Origin of the sequence: Corynebacterium sp. Marseille-P8863, from assembly GCF_946902955.1 — a bacterium.
Lineage (GTDB): Bacteria > Actinomycetota > Actinomycetes > Mycobacteriales > Mycobacteriaceae > Corynebacterium > Corynebacterium gottingense.
Genome location: NZ_CAMPQC010000003.1, coordinates 59,537 through 75,201 on the forward strand (window position 1 = coordinate 59,537; position 15,665 = coordinate 75,201).

The window sequence follows — 15,665 nt, forward strand, 5'->3', positions numbered from 1 at the left end:
GCGCCCGCTCCGGCCTACGCCTTGCGCAGCCGGACTAGCTGGCCGCGCGCCGTCACGTCCATGTGCTCCGGCAGCGCCGCGAGGCGCTCCTGCAGCACGTCCGGCGCCACGTGGCGCGCCGACGGGCTCATCCCTACCTGCGCGGCAATCGCGTCGCGCTCCAGGCGCATCGTGTACTCGATGAGCTGCGGCTCCGCGGCCAACTCCAGGTGGCCCTTGGCCTGCTCCACCATGCGCTCGAGTTTGCCCGCCTCAACGCCGAGGATGCCCAGCGGTTCGCGCAGCTCGTCCAGGTGCCCCTGGTGCGCGATGAGCGCTACGACCTCACCGCCGGGCGCAAGGACGCGGGCGAACTCCGCCGGGTTCCGGGGCGCGAAGACATCCATGATGGCGTGAACGCTGCCGTCGCGAACCGGCAGCTGGCTCCACACGTCGGCCACCACGGCGCCGACGCGCGGGTGGGACTTTGCCAGGTGCTTCGCGGCGGGCACAGAAATATCCAGCCCAATGCCGCGCGCGCCGCCGACGCTGTCCAGCGTGTGCGCCAGGTAGTAGCCGGTGCCGGCACCCACCTCCAGCACGGCCGGTTCGGCCACGCCGCGCGCCTCCCCAACTGACGGGTCGCCCGGCTCGGGCGCACTGTGCTCCAACACGTGATGCACCTGCTCCGTCACCGCCTCGACGAACGGCGCGAAGTGCCCCTGCGAGAGGAAGGCTTCGCGGGCGTGGATCATCTCGATCGAGTCGCCCTCGTGGTTCAGGCCCTTTCCGCTGGCCAGCGTAACGTAGCCCTGCTTGGCCACGTCATAAGAATGCCCCGTCTCGGAGACGAGGCGCGAAAAGTCGTCCTCGCCCCGCAACGGGGAAAGATCTGCCGGGTCTGCAAGCACGTCCACGATGTCTTTGAGCATGTGGAAAGCTTACCGCACCGCCGGCCGGGCCAAGCGGTGCAGGGTGAATGCGGTGACGGCGTGGGTTACTGCCCCGCGGCGTCGATAAGCAGCTGGCCCAGCTCGGCTGCCTCTTCCTTGCTCATCTCCACGACGAGCCGCCCGCCGCCGTCGGATGGAATGCGCATCACAATCTTTCGGCTCTCTTCTACAGCTTCCATCGGGCCGCTACCGGTGCGCGGCTTCATTGCTGCCATGCGTATTCTCTCCTTTGAACTCAATGACGTATGGAGTCAATGATACGCCTGTATGGGCCCGACCATCCGGGCCAAGCAGCATTTCCGTAGCTAACTATGCCTTTCCGTACGGATTTTCCCCAGCTTTCGGTGCCGGCTCCAGCGTCGCGGGCGCCTCAAACTCCGCCGCGCTCACGCCCTCGGTGAGCGAGTGCGAGTCCACCTTCTGCGGGTTGCGGGGTTGCGCCGGGCGAGCCTCAGCGGCCTCGTCGTCGCGCCACTCCGCGGTGTCCTGGCCGGTCAGCTGCGCGATGAGTGCGTCGACCTGGTCCATCCGGTACCCGCGGTGGACAACCTCCAACTGAATGTCGTCAAAGTTGCCGTCCTCAACCGCGCGGCGATTCGCCGCCTTCACATCTTCCGTATCAGGCATCGGCGGCTGCGTCTCACCGCGCCCAAAAATCGACGACGCCAGCAGCGTCCCCAGCACGCTGAACAGTGCCAAGACAAGAATCAGGATAATCCAAGAGAGCATGGGCGCTATTCTACTTCCCGCCCCACGCAGCGCGCTGCTGTACCTCGCCCAGCGCGCCGCGCCCCGCGGCCCGATCCAGGATCGTCGCCACGATCATATCCGCCATCGGCGCGAGCTCCTCCAGCGGACGGTTCCGGTGTCGCCGCGCGCTGAGCTGCACTTCGGTGACGGCGGCGGGCGTGTGGGAGGACGCGACATCGAGGAGCAAGCCCACCTCGACCCCGTAGCCGGCGACAAACGGCAGGCTCAGCGCGGTGCTGCGACGGATGGCGTACTCTCCGGCGAGCGGCTGGGAGATGTGGCCGAGCTCGGGGAACAGCGCGCGCAGCAGCGGCTTCGCCGTGAGCTCGGTGACGCGGCCGCCGCCGGGGCCGCCGTTGAGCTCGCGGGTGTAGGCGGCCTTGACCAGGTGGATCGCCGGGTCCGCAAACGGCGCGGCGAGCGCGTCGATCCAGCCGGGTCGCAGCGAGGTCACGTCCGCGTCGACGAAGACGACGACGTCGCCGCTCGCGGCGCGCACCCCGCGCCACAGGGCCTCGCCCTTGCCGGGAACGGTCTCGGCGGGACCAACGTCTCGCCAGTTCACCACGCGGGCGCCCGCCGCTGCGGCCTCGCTGGCGGTGGAGTCGGTGGAGTCGGAGTCGATGACCAGCACCTCCCCGCCGTCGCGCGCGGCGCGCGACTCGAAGCAGGTCCGCACCACGCCGGCGACGGTGCGCTCCTCGTTCAGCGCCGGGATGACCACGCTCACGCGCGGGCTGCTCACGCGAGCCCCCGGACGGTGGCAAGCGGCGCGGCGGTACCCTGGATCGCCGCGGTCATGCGGATCACGTCCACGGTTTCCGCGACGTTGTGGACGCGGAAGGCGGCGACGCCGCGGGCGGCCGACCAGGCAGTGGCAGCGAGCGTGCCCGCGACGCGTTGCGCTGGGTCGGTGCGGCCCACGGTCTCGCCCACGAAGTCCTTGTTAGACAGCGCCATGAGCACCGGCCAGCCGGTGGCAACGAGCTCGTCGATCCGGCGCAGGATTTCCAGGCCGTGGAACGTGTTCTTGCCAAAGTCGTGGGTGGGATCGATGAACACGCGCTCGGCGGGCACGCCGCAGTCCACGGCGCGCTCGGCCAGCGCTGAAGTTTCGCGGATCACGTCGGCGACGACGTCATCAAAATGCACGCGGTGCGGGCGGGTGCGCGGCACTACCCCGCCGGTATGGGAGCAGACGTAGCCGACCGCGTGGCGGCCCGCCACCTCGACGAGCTCGGGGTCCCAGCCCGCCCAGGTGTCATTGATCAGGTCCGCGCCGGCGTCGATAGCCGCTTCGGCGACGCTCGCTCGCCATGTGTCCACGCTGATGGACACCTCGGGGTGGCGCGCGCGGACCTCGGCAATCAGCGGGACAACGCGATCGATCTCTTCGTCGACGTCCACTTCATCCCCCGGCCCGGCTTTGACGCCGCCGACGTCCACGATGGACGCGCCCGCCGCGATGACCTCGTCCGCGCGCTGAGCTGCCTTTTCAATGGCAAAGGTCGCGCCCTTGTCGTAAAAGGAGTCCGGGGTGCGGTTCACAATGGCCATCACCCGCGCGAGCGAGTTACTCATGTCCACCAGCGCGTTGCGCGTCGCCGAGGCGCTCATCCGTCATCACTTGGTGCGTCTCCACGATGTGCGCGATGGCCTCCTCAACCGAGTCAGTGACCAGGAACAGTTTTTCGTCGCCAGGCGAAATGAGCCCGCGCTCGAGCTGCTGGTTGACCATCCAATCGACCAGGCCGGACCAGAAGTCGGTGCCGATGAGCACGATCGGGAAGTTGGTCACCTTGCCGGTCTGCACCATGCACAGCACCTCGAAGACCTCGTCCATCGTGCCGAAGCCACCGGGCAGCGCGATAAACGCCTGCGCGTACTTCAGGAACATGGTCTTGCGGGCGAAGAAGTAGCGGAAGTTCAGGCCGAGGTCGACCCAGTCGTTCAGCCCCTGCTCGAACGGCAGCTCGATGCCCAGGCCGACCGACATGCCGCCGGCGTTATGCGCACCGCGGTTCGGCCCCTCCATCAGGCCCGGGCCGCCGCCGGTGATCACGGCGTAGCCGGCCTCGACCAGCCCGTGGCCAACCTGGTACGCCTGCTCGTATTCCGGCGTGCCCTCGCCCAGCCGCGCGGAACCGAAGACAGTCACGGCCTTCGGCAGCTCGCTGAGTGCGTCGAAGCCGGCCACGAACTCGGACTGGATGCGCATGACGCGCCACGGGTCTGCGTGCTTCCAGTCGTGGTCGGAGGAGCCGAGCGATTCGAGCAGGCGGCGGTCGTGCGTGGACGCCTGCTCGTTGTCGCTGCGCAGCATGAGCGGGCCGCGGAGCTTGCGGTCACGGTCGGGGCGGGGTGTGGTGTGCGGTGCCATAGTAATTGTGTGAGGAAAGTTTTCTATGTTCAGTGAAGGGACAGGTAGTCCATGAGCTGCGCGAACACCTCACGGATCTGGCTGATCGGGCACTGCTCGTCCTTCTTGTGAGCAAAGCCCGGATCGCCGGGGCCGAAGTTCACGGCCGGAACACCAAGGTTAGAGAACCTGGACACGTCCGTCCATCCGAACTTCGCACGGAAGTTCCCACCCACGGCCTTCACCAGGTTGGCCGCCACCGGGTGGTCCAGCCCCGGTAGCGCGGCCGGCGCCACGTCGTCGTACGCAAGCGTCAACCCGTCTTCCAGGGCGAGCACCTCCTCGAGGTGCGCCTTCGCGTTCTCCACGTCACGGTCCGGCGCGTAGCGGAAGTTGACAATCAGACGGGCGTGGTCCGGGATCGTATTGGTGGCCACGAACCCCTCCATGCCGACGACGTTGATGCCCTCGCGGTACTCGCACCCGGCGATGGTGACACGGCGCGGTTCGTAGGCGGCGATGCGGGTCAGCACACCCGCGAGGTCGTGGGCCGCGTTGTGACCCAGCCACGAGCGCGCGGAGTGCGCTCGGGTGCCGTGCGCGTCTACGAAGACGCGGATCGTGCCCTGGCAGCCGGCCTCGATCACCCCGCCGGACGGCTCGCCAAGCAGCGCGATGTCGCCCGCAAGCAGCTCCGGGTGGTCCCGCTCGAGGTGGAACAGCCCGTTGTATTCCTGGGCGACCTCCTCGGCCTCGTAGGCAATGACAGTCATATCAAACGCCGCGCGCTCCCCCGGTGCCTCGGCCTCGCCACGCACGAGCCGCGCGAACGCCCCGAGGTAGCACGCCATGCCACTTTTCATGTCCACGGTCCCGCAGCCAAACATGGTGTCGCCCTCAATGCGGTGCGGCGTGTTGTCTGCCAGCGGCACCGTGTCGATGTGTCCCGCCAGCACGACGCGCTGCTCGCGCCCGAAGTGCGTGCGGGCGACGACGGTGTTGCCAATCCGCTGCACGTCGACTGCGCCGTCCCCGGAGGCGTCGGCAAGCGCCCGAAGCGCCCCCTCGACGGCGTCGGCGATCGCCTCCTCGTGGTGGGACGGCGAATCGATGTCCACGAGCGCGGCGGTGAGATCGACTGGGTCTGCAAAGAGGTCTAGCGTGTTCACCTCACTCATCCTACGGGCGGCAATCCGCCTAGGATGAGGACATGCCCATTGGAGCGGAAGCAACCGGAATTGCCAACATCGCTATGGACGGGACCGTCTTGGACACCTGGTACCCGAGCCCAGCGCTTATCGACGCCACACCGTCCGAGCCACCCGCCCCCGCGAGCACCGAGCGCGTCAGCGCGAACGAGCTGTCCGACCGGTTCCTCAACCTCGTCGGCCTGGACCGCGACCGGCTGGTGGAGCTCGTCCCGGTGCGCACCCGCATCCCGGACCTGTCACAGCCACCGGTGGACGCGCACGACGTCTACCTGCGGCTGCACCTGCTCTCCCACCGCCTGGTCAAGCCGCTCGAGTTGAACATGGAGGACTGCCTCAGCCACCTCGTGCCCGTGGTGTGGACCAACAAGGGCCCGTGCCTGACGGACAACTTCGAGTTCATCCGCACCAACCTGCGCTCCCGCGGCACGATCCACGTCTGGGGCATCGAGCGAGTGCCGCGCATGGTGGACTACGTCGTTCCCTCGGGTGTGTCCATCGCGCAGGCCGAGCGCGTCCGCCTCGGCGCCTACCTCGCGCCGGGCACGTCGGTTCTGCGCGAGGGCTACGTCTCCTTTAACGCGGGCACGCTCGGCCCCTCGCGGGTGGAGGGGCGCCTGTCCTCGTCCGTGGTGGTCGGCGAGGGCGCGGACCTGGCGTTGTCATCCGTGCTCATGGCGTCGCGCGCCACGCAACGCACCCGCGGCCCAATGCGGGTGGGCAAGCACTGCACGATGCACCCCTCAGCCGGCGTGTTCGGCGTGGACCTGGGCGATAACTGCACCGTCGGCGTCAACGTCATGATCGAGCCGGAATCGGTGGTGTACGACGCCCGCCTGGACCGCGAGATCCCCGCCAAAGAGATCGCCGGGCAGGACGACTTGCTCATCCGGCGCGAGGCGATGAGCAATTGTCCGGTTGTGAGGGATCAGGGAAGCGTCGATTAGCATTCAAGCCCCCAGCTGGGACGATGCGAGCCTTATTGGCCCGCGACGCGGTGCCAACGATTAGAGTAAGACCATGTCTTCTCAGGATTCCCCTGGCAGCGCGTCGGTCATCGCACCGACTTCTGCCTCCGTCTCGCTTGAGCGTGGCCTCAAAACCCGCCACCTGACCATGATGGGGCTCGGTTCCGCAATCGGCGCCGGGCTCTTCCTCGGTACCGGCGTGGGCATCGCCGCTGCCGGGCCAGCGGTGATCATCGCCTACCTCATCGCCGGCGCGATCACCGTGTGCATCATGCAGATGCTTGCAGAGATGGTGGCGGCGCGGCCGTCCTCCGGCACCTTTTCCACCTACGCGGAGCAGGCACTCGGCCCCTGGGCCGGGTTTGCCATCGGCTGGCTGTACTGGTTCATGATGATCATGATCATGGCCGTGGAGATCACCGGCGCCTCCGCCATCATCGCCGCCTGGTTTGGCATCTCGCCGTGGATCCCGGCGCTCGTGGCCATCGTGGTGTTTACCGTGATCAACTTCGCCGCGGTGAAGAATTTCGGGGAATTCGAGTTCTGGTTCGCCCTCATCAAGGTCTCCGTCATCATCGCGTTCCTGATCCTGGGCGTGGCCCTGTGGTTGGGAGTGCTGCCCGGCACCAGTTTCGTCGGCACAAGCAACATCGCCGAGGTCGGGTTCATGCCCAACGGCTGGGGCGGCGTGGCCACCGCCATGCTCGCCGTCGCATTCGCCTTCGGCGGCATCGAGCTGGTCACCATCGCCGCCGCCGAGTCGGAAGACCCCGAGGTGGCGGTCCACGCCGCGATCCGCTCCATCATCTGGCGCATCGGCTTCTTCTACATCGGCTCCGTGCTGCTCATCGTCATGCTGCTGCCGTTCGGGCAGATCGGCGGAGCCGAGGACGCCTCCGAGTCCCTCTTCACCGCCGTTCTCCACCTGGCCAACGTCCCGGGCGCGGTGGGCATCATGGAGGTCGTCATCGTGGTTGCGCTGCTGTCGGCGTGCAATACGCAGATCTACGGCTCCTCCCGCTTCCTGCACAACCTGGCGCTGCGCGGCGACGCCCCGCAGATGTTTGCCACCACGGACACGCGCGGGGTGCCCATGCGCGCGGTCATCGTCTCCGTCTGCTTCGGGTTCGGCGCCGTCGCCCTGCAGTACTGGAACCCACCGGGGCTGCTCGCATTCCTGCTCAACGCGGTCGGCGGCTGCCTGATCGTGATCTGGTTTACCATCAGCTTCTCCTTCCTGCGCCTCCACCCGCGACTCGTGGCCACGGGCGAGATCACGCAGGTGCGCATGTGGGCGCCGTCCGTGCTGCCCTGGGCGACCATCGCGCTCGCTGCAGCGCTCGTCGTCCTCATGCTCACCACACCCGACGGGCGCACGCAGCTACTCGCGGTGGCCGTCGTCGTCGGCGTGGCCGCCATTGCAGGTGTGCTGTGGACGCGCACCGACTCCTTCCGCATCAACGCCGCGAAGGCGGCCGAAAGGAACATCCGATGAGCAGCGCTACCACCCACAACGGCCCTGATTCCGAGCTCGGCACCGGCCTGAAGTCCCGCCACCTCACCCTGATGGGGCTGGGCATGGCGGTCGGCGCCGGCCTCTTCCTGGGCGTCGGCGAGGGCATCCGCGCCGCCGGGCCCGCGATCCTGATCGCCTACTTCATCGCCGGTCTTATCGTCATCGCTGTGATGCGCATGCTCGGCGAGATGGCGGCGTCGCGCCCCTCCTCCGGCTCGTTTGCCACATACGGGCGCCAGGCGTTCGGCCACTGGGCCGGGTTCCTGCTCGGCTGGCTGTACTGGTTCCTGCTCATCATGGTCGGTGGTGCCGAAATCACGGGCGCGGCCGCCATCATGGCCGGCTGGTTCGGCATCCCGCAGTGGATCCCGGCACTGGTCGCCGTGGTGTTTTTCGCCGTGGTCAACCTCGCCCAGGTCAAGGGCTTCGGCGAGTTTGAGTACTGGTTTGCCATGATCAAGATCGTGGTCATCATGGGCTTTTTGGTCATTGGTGCCCTCCTCTTCTTGGGCGTGCTGCCGGGCAGCGACTTTGTCGGGCTCACCCACGTGAAGGAATCCGGCTTTGCGCCGAACGGCATCCCGGGTATCGCCGCCGGCTTGCTCGCCGTCGCCTTCGCATTCGGCGGCATCGAGGTCGTCACCATCGCGGCGGCTGAGTCCGAAAACCCCGCCCAGGCCGTGAAGAACGCGGTCAACTCCATTATCTGGCGTATCGCGCTGTTCTACGTCGGCTCCGTCGTGGTGATCATCCTCCTACTGCCCTACGCGCAGATCGACGCCGCCGATTCCGCCGCGGACTCGCCGTTTACCCAGGTCTTGTCCATGGCAAACCTGCCCGGTGTTGTCGGTTTCATGGAAGTCGTGATCGTGCTCGCGCTGCTCTCGGCGTTCAACGCGCAGATCTTCGGCACCTCTCGCCTGGCGTATCAGCAAGCGCTCGAGGGCGACGCCCCGAAGTGGCTTGCCAAGACCAACGCGAGTGGCGTCCCCTTCAACTCGGTGCTGGTTTCCATGTTCTTCGCGTTCGTCGCGGTCGGTCTGCAGTGGTGGAACCCGCCGGGGCTGCTCAGCTTCCTCATGAACGCGGTCGGCGGCTGCCTCATCGTCACCTGGATCATGATCACGCTGAGCTACATCCGCCTGCGCCCGGAAATGCGCGCGGGCGAAGGCCATTCCGCCGTCGAGGTACAAGGTGGGATGTTCGTGCCGTGGGCTACGCTCGCCGCCCTGCTCGCGCTCGTGGGGCTCATGCTTATCGACGCCTCCGCGCGCGGTCAGATCCTCGCCGTCCTTATCGTTTCCGCAGCACTTGTTGTCGCGTCCCTATTCACACGGGGCAGGGCTGCAGCGCTCCGACAGGATGATCTAAGCTAACAGGCATGACTTCAGCGATTGCACGTGGAATTGCCACGGTTACTCATGACGGCACTGTCCTCGACGTCTGGTTCCCCGCCCCTAAGCTGGGCGAAACCGTTGCCGAAAGTGGCACGAAGCGCCTGGACGAGGCCGATGCTCGCTTCTCCCACCTGATCGGCCCCGACGAGGACCGCGGTGTTGCCCGCGTGGCCGTGGAGACCGCGATCGCTGACATCAACGAGCCGGCGATCGACGCCTACGATGTCTACCTCCGCCTGCACCTGCTCTCCCACCGCCTGGTCAAGCCGCACGGCGCGAACATGGACGGCGTGTTCGGGCTGCTCGCAAACGTGGTGTGGACCAACTACGGCCCCTGCGAGGTCTCCGACTTCCAGATGACCCGCGGCCGCCTCGCCGCCCGCGGCCCCGTCATCGTCTACTCCGTGGACAAGTTCCCCCGCATGGTCGACTACGTGGTGCCCTCCGGCGTGCGCATCGGCGACGCCGACCGCATCCGCCTCGGCGCCCACCTCGCCGAGGGCACCACCGTCATGCACGAGGGCTTTGTCAACTTCAACGCCGGCACGCTCGGTGCCTCCATGGTCGAGGGCCGCATCTCCGCCGGCGTGACCGTCGGCGACGGCACCGACATCGGCGGCGGCGCCTCCATCATGGGCACCCTGTCCGGCGGTGGCAAGGAAACCATCACCCTCGGCGAGCGCTGCCTGCTCGGCGCGAATGCGGGTATCGGCATTTCGCTCGGCGACGACTGCGTGGTCGAAGCCGGCCTCTACGTCACCGCAGGCGCGAAGGTCGTGCTCACCGCAGAGGTCGCCGAGGCGCTGGGCAAGGAGGCGGGTGCCACCATCAAGGCGCTCGAGCTCTCCGGCGCCAACGGCCTGCAGTTCCGACGCAACTCCACCTCCGGAGCCATCGAGGTCGTTGCCGCAAAGGGCATCGAGCTCAACGAGGCGCTGCACGCCAACTAGCACTTCCTGGTGGCCGCCGCGCGACGACGCACTCGTCGACGGCGGCCTTACCCTTTTGCCGTGGTCCCATGTACACACTGTCCCTGGTGTGCGCGAGGACCTCTTCGCTGCCTCCACTGATGATCGAATGGTTGAGTGGACCACTGTGCCTTCGCCGTTCACCGAGGAGATGCTCGACGAATTCCTCGCCCACGTTCCAGATGGCGTGTTTCGGTGGGCGTTAGTGGTGGACGCTCGATACGCGGGCAACATCGAACTGCGCCTCGAGCCAGACGGCGCGGCGAACTTTGGTTACAACACCGCACCATGGGCACGCGGACGTGGCCTCATGACGCGCGCGGTGCGCCTCGTGACTGATCATGCCTTTGCGCGCGGGGCCGAGACGCTCAAGATCGAGATGCTTCCGGGCAACTCCGCCTCTCGCCACGTCGCGGAAAGCAACGGCTACACGTTCGCGGTTGAACATGGCCGCCACCTGCAATACCGCAGGTCACGCAGCTGAGATCTCCTTCGGCTTCCTGAAAGCCCAGACCTTGTTGATGATGAAGTTCACCGGCATCGCGATCAAGGTGGACAACGCCTGCGCCCAATACGACTTGGTGCGCAAGCCTGTGGAGTCGTCGAGGATGTGATCCGGCAGCGCGATCGGCGAGTTCGGGTTCATGAACAGCGTCATAAACGTCAGCGACACCAAAAACGCAATACCACCGGTCGCGAGGAACGGAAAGAAGCCGGCAAACCAGTTGCGCTGCTCGAGCTTGCGGAAGGTCCAAGAACGGTTGAGTTGGTAATTCCACACGTTCGCCAGCAGGAACGCGATGGTGGACATGACGTGGTACCAGCGCACATTAAATCGCGTGCCCGAGATCGCCACCAGTGCGTCTGCCTCGTGCAGATCCCAGCCGGCGTCGAGCGCCTTCTTCGCAAGGTAGAACACCACCAGGTTGACCACAACGCCGGAGCCGCCGACCACACCGAACTTGAAAAACTCCCGCAGCCCGGTGGCCACGCGTTGCCCTTTGGTCGGTGGGGTGGCTCGCTGCTCCCCCGGGGTGATGTGCGACTTCGACACGCGCGCATGCCTCCTTCAACTACGCCAACGGCCACGTACTAACCTGTCCAGTCTAGTACGTGGCCGTCTGTGAAAGAAAAACGCGAAAACTGCGTCGCGCGCTATTAGTCCTGCAGGCGCGCCACCGCAGCGTCGATACGCGCGTCCGGGGCAGTGAGCCCAATGCGCACGTGCTGCTCCCCCGCCGGTCCGTAGAAGTCGCCCGGAGCGGCCAGGATCCCGCGCTCAGCGAGCCAGTCGAGTGTGTCGCGCGCACCCATGCCCTCGCGGCACGACCACAGGTACAGGCCGGCCTCAGAATGGTCGACGGTGAAACCGCTGTCCACGAGCGCAGCGAGCAACGTGGCGCGTCGCTTCGCGTAGGTGGCGGCTTGGAGCTGCTCATGCGCGTCGTCGATAAGCGCGGCCCGCATGGCGTGCTGCACGGGCCCGGGCACCATGAGCCCGGAATGCTTGCGCACGAACAGGAGCTCCTGCACCAAGTCTGTATCGCCCGCGATCCAGCCCGCGCGATACGATGCCAAATTCGACGTCTTCGACAGCGAGTGCAGCGCAAGCAGACCAGTCATATCCTCGCCGCAGACACGCGGATCGAGGATGCTCACCGGCTCAGCAGACCACGGCAGGCCCAGGTAGCACTCGTCGGACGCAATGATCGCGCCCGTGTCGCGGGAGAACTCCACCCACTCGCGCATCTCGGCAACGCTCATCACCCGGCCGGATGGATTCGACGGCGAGTTGATAAACGCAAGCGCCGCCCCCTCAACCGGAGTATCGGAACGCACCGGCTCCGCACCGGCGAGCAGCGCGCCGACCTCGTAGGTGGGGTACGCAAGTTCCGGGATGATCACTTTCTGGCCGGCCAGCCCCAACAGCGTCGGCAGCCAGGCTATAGCCTCTTTCGTGCCGATAACGGGCAAGACCGAGCGCTCGTCAAGGCCGGTGACCGCGAAACGTCGCGCCATCGCGCCCACAATCGCCTCGCGCAGCTCCGGCGTACCCACCGTCTGCGGGTAGCCGGGCTCGGCCGCGTGCTCGACTAACGCGAGCTGGATCGACGGCGCGACGTCGTCGACCGGGGTGCCCACAGAGAGGTCGATAATACCGTCGGGGTGCGCGGCCGCCTTCGCCTTGACCTCGGCGATGGTGTCCCAAGGAAACTCCGGCAGGCGCTGACCAAGGGGCTGACGCTTGGGTGTAACCGGCATACGCCTAGTCCTGGTTCTGCGGCGGCAGGGCTGCGACAAACGGGTGGTCGTAGCCGGTCGGGCCCGTCTTGGCCGCGCCGCCTGGGGAGCCCAGCTTGTCAAAGAAGCTGACGTTGACGTCGTAGTACTCCGCCCACTCGTCCGGGGTGTCGTCCTCGTAGAAGATGGCCTCGACGGGGCAAGCCGGCTCGCACGCGCCGCAGTCGACGCACTCGTCCGGGTGGATGTAGAGCATGCGCTTGCCTTCATAGATGCAGTCGACGGGGCACTCCTCGACGCAGCTGCGGTCCAGCACGTCCACGCATGGTTGAGCAATCACGTAAGTCATGCTGTCCAGTATGTCACTTCGCTCGGAGCATCGGGAAAACGCCACCCAAAATTCCGGCGAACAGCAGGAGCAACGTCAGAATATTATCCGGCACGAGCTGCGGGCCGCCAGCTGGAAGCACGAACATGAGGGCGAAGAACCCGCCCAGCCACACCGCCAGGGGTACGAAGGCGATCCACGCTCCACCGCGCGCCCACAACCGGGCGGTCCTGGTCAGCACCACATTGAACGCGAGCGCCACCAGCACCGTCGCGGGCACGGGGACGCTGCCCACGCGCGCGCCCAGGTAGACCACCTCAAGCAGCAGTGACACCAGCGCGCCGATGCCCAGCCACACCATCGCGGCGACGACCTCGCCGCGCGAGTAGTCCGTGCGCACGGCCGGCTCCGTCACCGAGCCAGACCCCCGAGCACCCCGTCCTCCGGGCGCTCAATCGGCACGCCCGCGCCAAGCTGGAAGTGCTCGTACGGCTGAATCGGCTGCACGATGAGGTTGGACAACGCGTAGTACACCACCGGCCCCTGCCCCACGACCGAGTGCGGGTTGGTGGCGCTGGTGCGCCCGTCCGCGATCCACAGCTGGGTGGCGTGCGCGCGCATCGCCGCCACCTTCGCGCTGTACGCGGTGTGGGAAAGCCGCACCGCGACGTCGGAATGCGCAACGCCGTCGAGCTCGCCGTCCTCCGGCAGCCGCCAGCCTTCCGGAGCCTCGGCGGGAAGCAGCGCGTTGGTCTCCTCCGCCAGCCGCACTGCCCACAGGATGCGCGGCACGCCAACCTGCTCGGCGGCCGCGTGCGCAATCTCGTGCGCGCGGATGTGGTCGGGGTGCCCGTACCCACCGTCCGGTCCGTAGGTCAGCACCAGGTGCGGCCGCTCGGCCTCGAGCAGGGCAGCAAGCTTATCGACGCTCCCCTGCCCCCCATGCACAAACGCCCGCGGATTCTCGTGCGCCTTGGACCCGGCCATCCCGCTGTCGCGGTAGCAGCCCGCGCCGCCGAGGAACGCGCCGCGCACGCCCATCGCCGCGAGCGACTCCTGCAGCTCCCGGATCCGGAAGCCCCCAAGCTGGTCGGCGTGGTCCACGGTGAGCTGCTGGTAGGGCTCGCCGATGACCTCGCCTTCCTCACCCAGCGTGCAGGTCACCACAAGCACGTCCGCCCCGCGGGCCGCCAGGTCCGCGAGCGTGCCGCCCATCGTGATCGCCTCGTCGTCCGGGTGTGCGTGGACCGCCACCACGCGGTAGCCGGCGAGGTCCCTGTTGGTGGTGTGCATTGTCTCCTCCTTGCGTTGAATTGGTTTGGGCGGCGTGCGCTGCTCGGCTGCTACTCAGTGCCGGTGAGCGTCCACTGCGCGGCGCTCGACAGGCCTTGGTTCCATCGTTGCAGGTCCGCGTCGGGGCCGTCGATTGTAGTCCCGAGCGCCAGGATGCGGCGCTCCCGCACCACCGGCACCCAGAGCACCTCCTGCTGCTCGATGTCGGCGACGCGCCGCGCCGCCTCGCCTTGGCCCACCTCGCCGGAAAGGATGGCGCTGGCCAGTAGCTGGTTTTCCTGCGTGCACAGCCCGGAAACGTTCTCCTCCAAGTACTTGCCTGTAGGGCAGGCCACGCGCCCGGCCAGCTGGGTGGTGGTCCCCGCGTCGTACCGCCACCCCACCAGCACGTCAACGTTGCCATCGGGCATGCTGCTGGACAGCAGCGACGCGGTATCGGTGGACACGACGCTCGCGCGCACTCCGCGGCCGTTGAGGATGTCCGCGAGCGAGCGCGCCGCGGCGGACGCGGCCGTGTCGGAGGCGTCCACGCCGATGCGCAGCGGCCGGTACTTCTCCACGAACTGTTGCAGCCGCACAGGCTCGCCTTCCAGGGGCGGGGTAGGCTCGGCTGGGTCCAGGTCCGCGGAGCGGCCGGCGCTGATGGGGGCGAGCAGTGGAACGTCGATAAGCGAGCGAAGCTCCTCGCGCATCCCGCGGGACAGGCCCGAGTTCACTGACACGTTCACGCCGAGCGTGCGCGGGGTGCTGATCAGGCGCGTCTGCGTTGATGGCAGCAGGTCGAGCACTCGCGACGACGTCTCTTGCGGCGTCTTGTCCAGGAACGCGAGCTGGCCCGCGCGCAGCTGGTCCGCAACCTGAGTGGTCGTGCGCACCTCCTGGAGGTTAATGATGTCAATCTGCGCGGGCGACTCGCCCCAAAACCTGTCGTTGCGGTTGAGCGTGACCGTGCCGCGGCCGCGGTCCACCTCACGCACCATGTAGCGGCCGGCCGACGCCGGGATCGTGTCGTGCAGCGCCGCGCGGAAGTCCGACGCGTCCGCCGCGAAGAGGTGCGCGGGAAGCAGGTGCTGGAACAGGCTCTGCCACTGCCCCACCGGGCGGGCGAAGTCCACGTCGACGACCTTTCCGCCGTCGCCGCTGACGCGCACGCCCACGATCGCGCCGTAGCCTTCCGCGTCGATCGCGCCCGGGGTGTGCGACATCCCGCGCCACAGGTAGGCGAAGTCAGCGCCGGTAATCGGCGTGCCGTCGGACCACTGCGCCTCCGGCGCGATGACGTAGCGCACCGTCATGGCGTAGCTCGAGGTGGGCAGCCGCGTCGCCGCGACGAGCAGCTCGTCGTTGCGGACGCCGTCCACAAACGCGCTGGGCAGCACGAGGTTGGCAATGCTGCGCACCATCGCGGACTCGTCGGCGCGCAGGTGCGGGTTCAGGCCGTTGCGCAGCGTGTCCGTGCCGACCGTGATCTGGGTCCGCTCGGGGCCTTGCGTGGGCTTGCTTGTCGACGTCTCCTCGTCCGGCTCCGCGGCGCTGTCACCAGCATCGTTGGCGCTGGTGTCGCCGCCGGGGGCGTCCTGCACCTCGGCGGGGTCCACCAGTGGCGGCGGACCTGGGTTGGCGGCGCACCCGGCACTCCCCGCGAGCAGCAGCGCTGCGCCGAACGCGGCACACCACCTGCGTGCGGGGACGTGCATGGGGAGAC

Annotated in this window: 18 protein-coding genes; 5 read left to right on the forward strand and 13 right to left on the reverse strand. The window is 67.5% G+C overall.

Going from position 1 to position 15,665, the window contains the following annotated elements; all coding sequences use genetic code 11:
- Positions 1-14 precede the first annotated feature (14 nt).
- The 7 genes from OVO38_RS02550 to dapE all read right to left on the reverse strand — a co-directional run bounded on the left by OVO38_RS02550 (position 15) and on the right by dapE (position 5,219).
- Positions 15-911, reverse strand: coding sequence for a methyltransferase domain-containing protein (locus OVO38_RS02550; RefSeq protein ID WP_095546207.1), 897 nt, complete (start codon positions 909-911; stop codon positions 15-17).
- Positions 912-976: 65 nt separating this feature from the next.
- The gene (locus OVO38_RS02555; protein ID WP_095275850.1) at positions 977-1,147 is read right to left on the reverse strand and encodes a DUF3117 domain-containing protein; all 171 of its coding nucleotides are present in this window, start codon (positions 1,145-1,147) and stop codon (positions 977-979) included.
- Positions 1,148-1,241: 94 nt separating this feature from the next.
- On the reverse strand, positions 1,242-1,661 hold the full coding sequence (locus tag OVO38_RS02560; RefSeq protein WP_207758780.1) for a cell division protein DivIVA: 420 nt from the start codon (positions 1,659-1,661) through the stop codon (positions 1,242-1,244).
- A gap of 10 nt (positions 1,662-1,671) precedes the next feature.
- A complete protein-coding gene (locus tag OVO38_RS02565; protein WP_267207694.1) occupies positions 1,672-2,427 on the reverse strand; it encodes a glucosyl-3-phosphoglycerate synthase in 756 nt (251 codons plus the stop codon).
- On the reverse strand, positions 2,424-3,299 hold the full coding sequence (gene folP, locus OVO38_RS02570) for a dihydropteroate synthase (RefSeq protein WP_240510597.1): 876 nt from the start codon (positions 3,297-3,299) through the stop codon (positions 2,424-2,426). The genes OVO38_RS02565 and folP overlap by 4 nt, the downstream gene beginning before the upstream one ends.
- Positions 3,256-4,062, reverse strand: a complete 807-nt coding sequence (locus OVO38_RS02575) for a TIGR00730 family Rossman fold protein (protein WP_267207695.1) — start codon at positions 4,060-4,062, stop codon at positions 3,256-3,258. The genes folP and OVO38_RS02575 overlap by 44 nt, the downstream gene beginning before the upstream one ends.
- Positions 4,063-4,091: 29 nt before the next feature.
- Positions 4,092-5,219, reverse strand: a complete 1,128-nt coding sequence (gene dapE, locus OVO38_RS02580) for a succinyl-diaminopimelate desuccinylase (protein ID WP_122084791.1) — start codon at positions 5,217-5,219, stop codon at positions 4,092-4,094.
- 32 nt (positions 5,220-5,251) lie between these two features.
- On the opposite strand from dapE, the gene OVO38_RS02585 reads away from it, so the two are divergent.
- The 5 genes from OVO38_RS02585 to OVO38_RS02605 all read left to right on the forward strand — a co-directional run bounded on the left by OVO38_RS02585 (position 5,252) and on the right by OVO38_RS02605 (position 10,582).
- On the forward strand, positions 5,252-6,196 hold the full coding sequence (locus tag OVO38_RS02585; protein ID WP_122084792.1) for a succinyltransferase: 945 nt from the start codon (positions 5,252-5,254) through the stop codon (positions 6,194-6,196).
- 109 nt (positions 6,197-6,305) lie between these two features.
- Positions 6,306-7,712, forward strand: coding sequence for an amino acid permease (locus OVO38_RS02590; protein ID WP_416358566.1), 1,407 nt, complete (start codon positions 6,306-6,308; stop codon positions 7,710-7,712).
- Positions 7,709-9,109: an amino acid permease gene (locus OVO38_RS02595; RefSeq protein ID WP_267207697.1), complete on the forward strand. Its 1,401-nt coding sequence runs from the start codon at positions 7,709-7,711 to the stop codon at positions 9,107-9,109. The genes OVO38_RS02590 and OVO38_RS02595 overlap by 4 nt, the downstream gene beginning before the upstream one ends.
- Before the next feature lie 5 nt (positions 9,110-9,114).
- Positions 9,115-10,080, forward strand: coding sequence for a 2,3,4,5-tetrahydropyridine-2,6-dicarboxylate N-succinyltransferase (gene dapD / locus OVO38_RS02600; RefSeq protein WP_095275833.1), 966 nt, complete (start codon positions 9,115-9,117; stop codon positions 10,078-10,080).
- A gap of 88 nt (positions 10,081-10,168) precedes the next feature.
- A complete protein-coding gene (locus OVO38_RS02605) occupies positions 10,169-10,582 on the forward strand; it encodes a GNAT family N-acetyltransferase (protein ID WP_133064705.1) in 414 nt (137 codons plus the stop codon).
- Here the strand turns inward: OVO38_RS02605 and OVO38_RS02610 are convergent.
- The 6 genes from OVO38_RS02610 to OVO38_RS02635 all read right to left on the reverse strand — a co-directional run bounded on the left by OVO38_RS02610 (position 10,571) and on the right by OVO38_RS02635 (position 15,657).
- A complete protein-coding gene (locus OVO38_RS02610; RefSeq protein ID WP_416358563.1) occupies positions 10,571-11,152 on the reverse strand; it encodes a GtrA family protein in 582 nt (193 codons plus the stop codon). The two genes, OVO38_RS02605 and OVO38_RS02610, sit on opposite strands and share 12 nt — an antisense overlap.
- A 104-nt stretch (positions 11,153-11,256) precedes the next feature.
- Complete coding sequence (gene dapC, locus OVO38_RS02615; protein WP_095537009.1) at positions 11,257-12,360, reverse strand: succinyldiaminopimelate transaminase; 1,104 nt, start codon at positions 12,358-12,360, stop codon at positions 11,257-11,259.
- Positions 12,361-12,364: 4 nt separating this feature from the next.
- Positions 12,365-12,688 carry a ferredoxin gene (fdxA, locus tag OVO38_RS02620; RefSeq protein ID WP_095546214.1) on the reverse strand — a complete coding sequence of 108 codons (324 nt, stop codon included), beginning with the start codon at positions 12,686-12,688 and terminating at the stop codon, positions 12,365-12,367.
- A gap of 13 nt (positions 12,689-12,701) precedes the next feature.
- Positions 12,702-13,067 carry a hypothetical protein gene (locus OVO38_RS02625; RefSeq protein ID WP_095276197.1) on the reverse strand — a complete coding sequence of 122 codons (366 nt, stop codon included), beginning with the start codon at positions 13,065-13,067 and terminating at the stop codon, positions 12,702-12,704.
- 11 nt (positions 13,068-13,078) lie between these two features.
- A complete protein-coding gene (gene mshB, locus OVO38_RS02630) occupies positions 13,079-13,960 on the reverse strand; it encodes an N-acetyl-1-D-myo-inositol-2-amino-2-deoxy-alpha-D-glucopyranoside deacetylase (protein WP_144717116.1) in 882 nt (293 codons plus the stop codon).
- Positions 13,961-14,010: 50 nt separating this feature from the next.
- Positions 14,011-15,657, reverse strand: coding sequence for an ABC transporter family substrate-binding protein (locus OVO38_RS02635; protein ID WP_267207698.1), 1,647 nt, complete (start codon positions 15,655-15,657; stop codon positions 14,011-14,013).
- Positions 15,658-15,665: the final 8 nt, after the last annotated feature.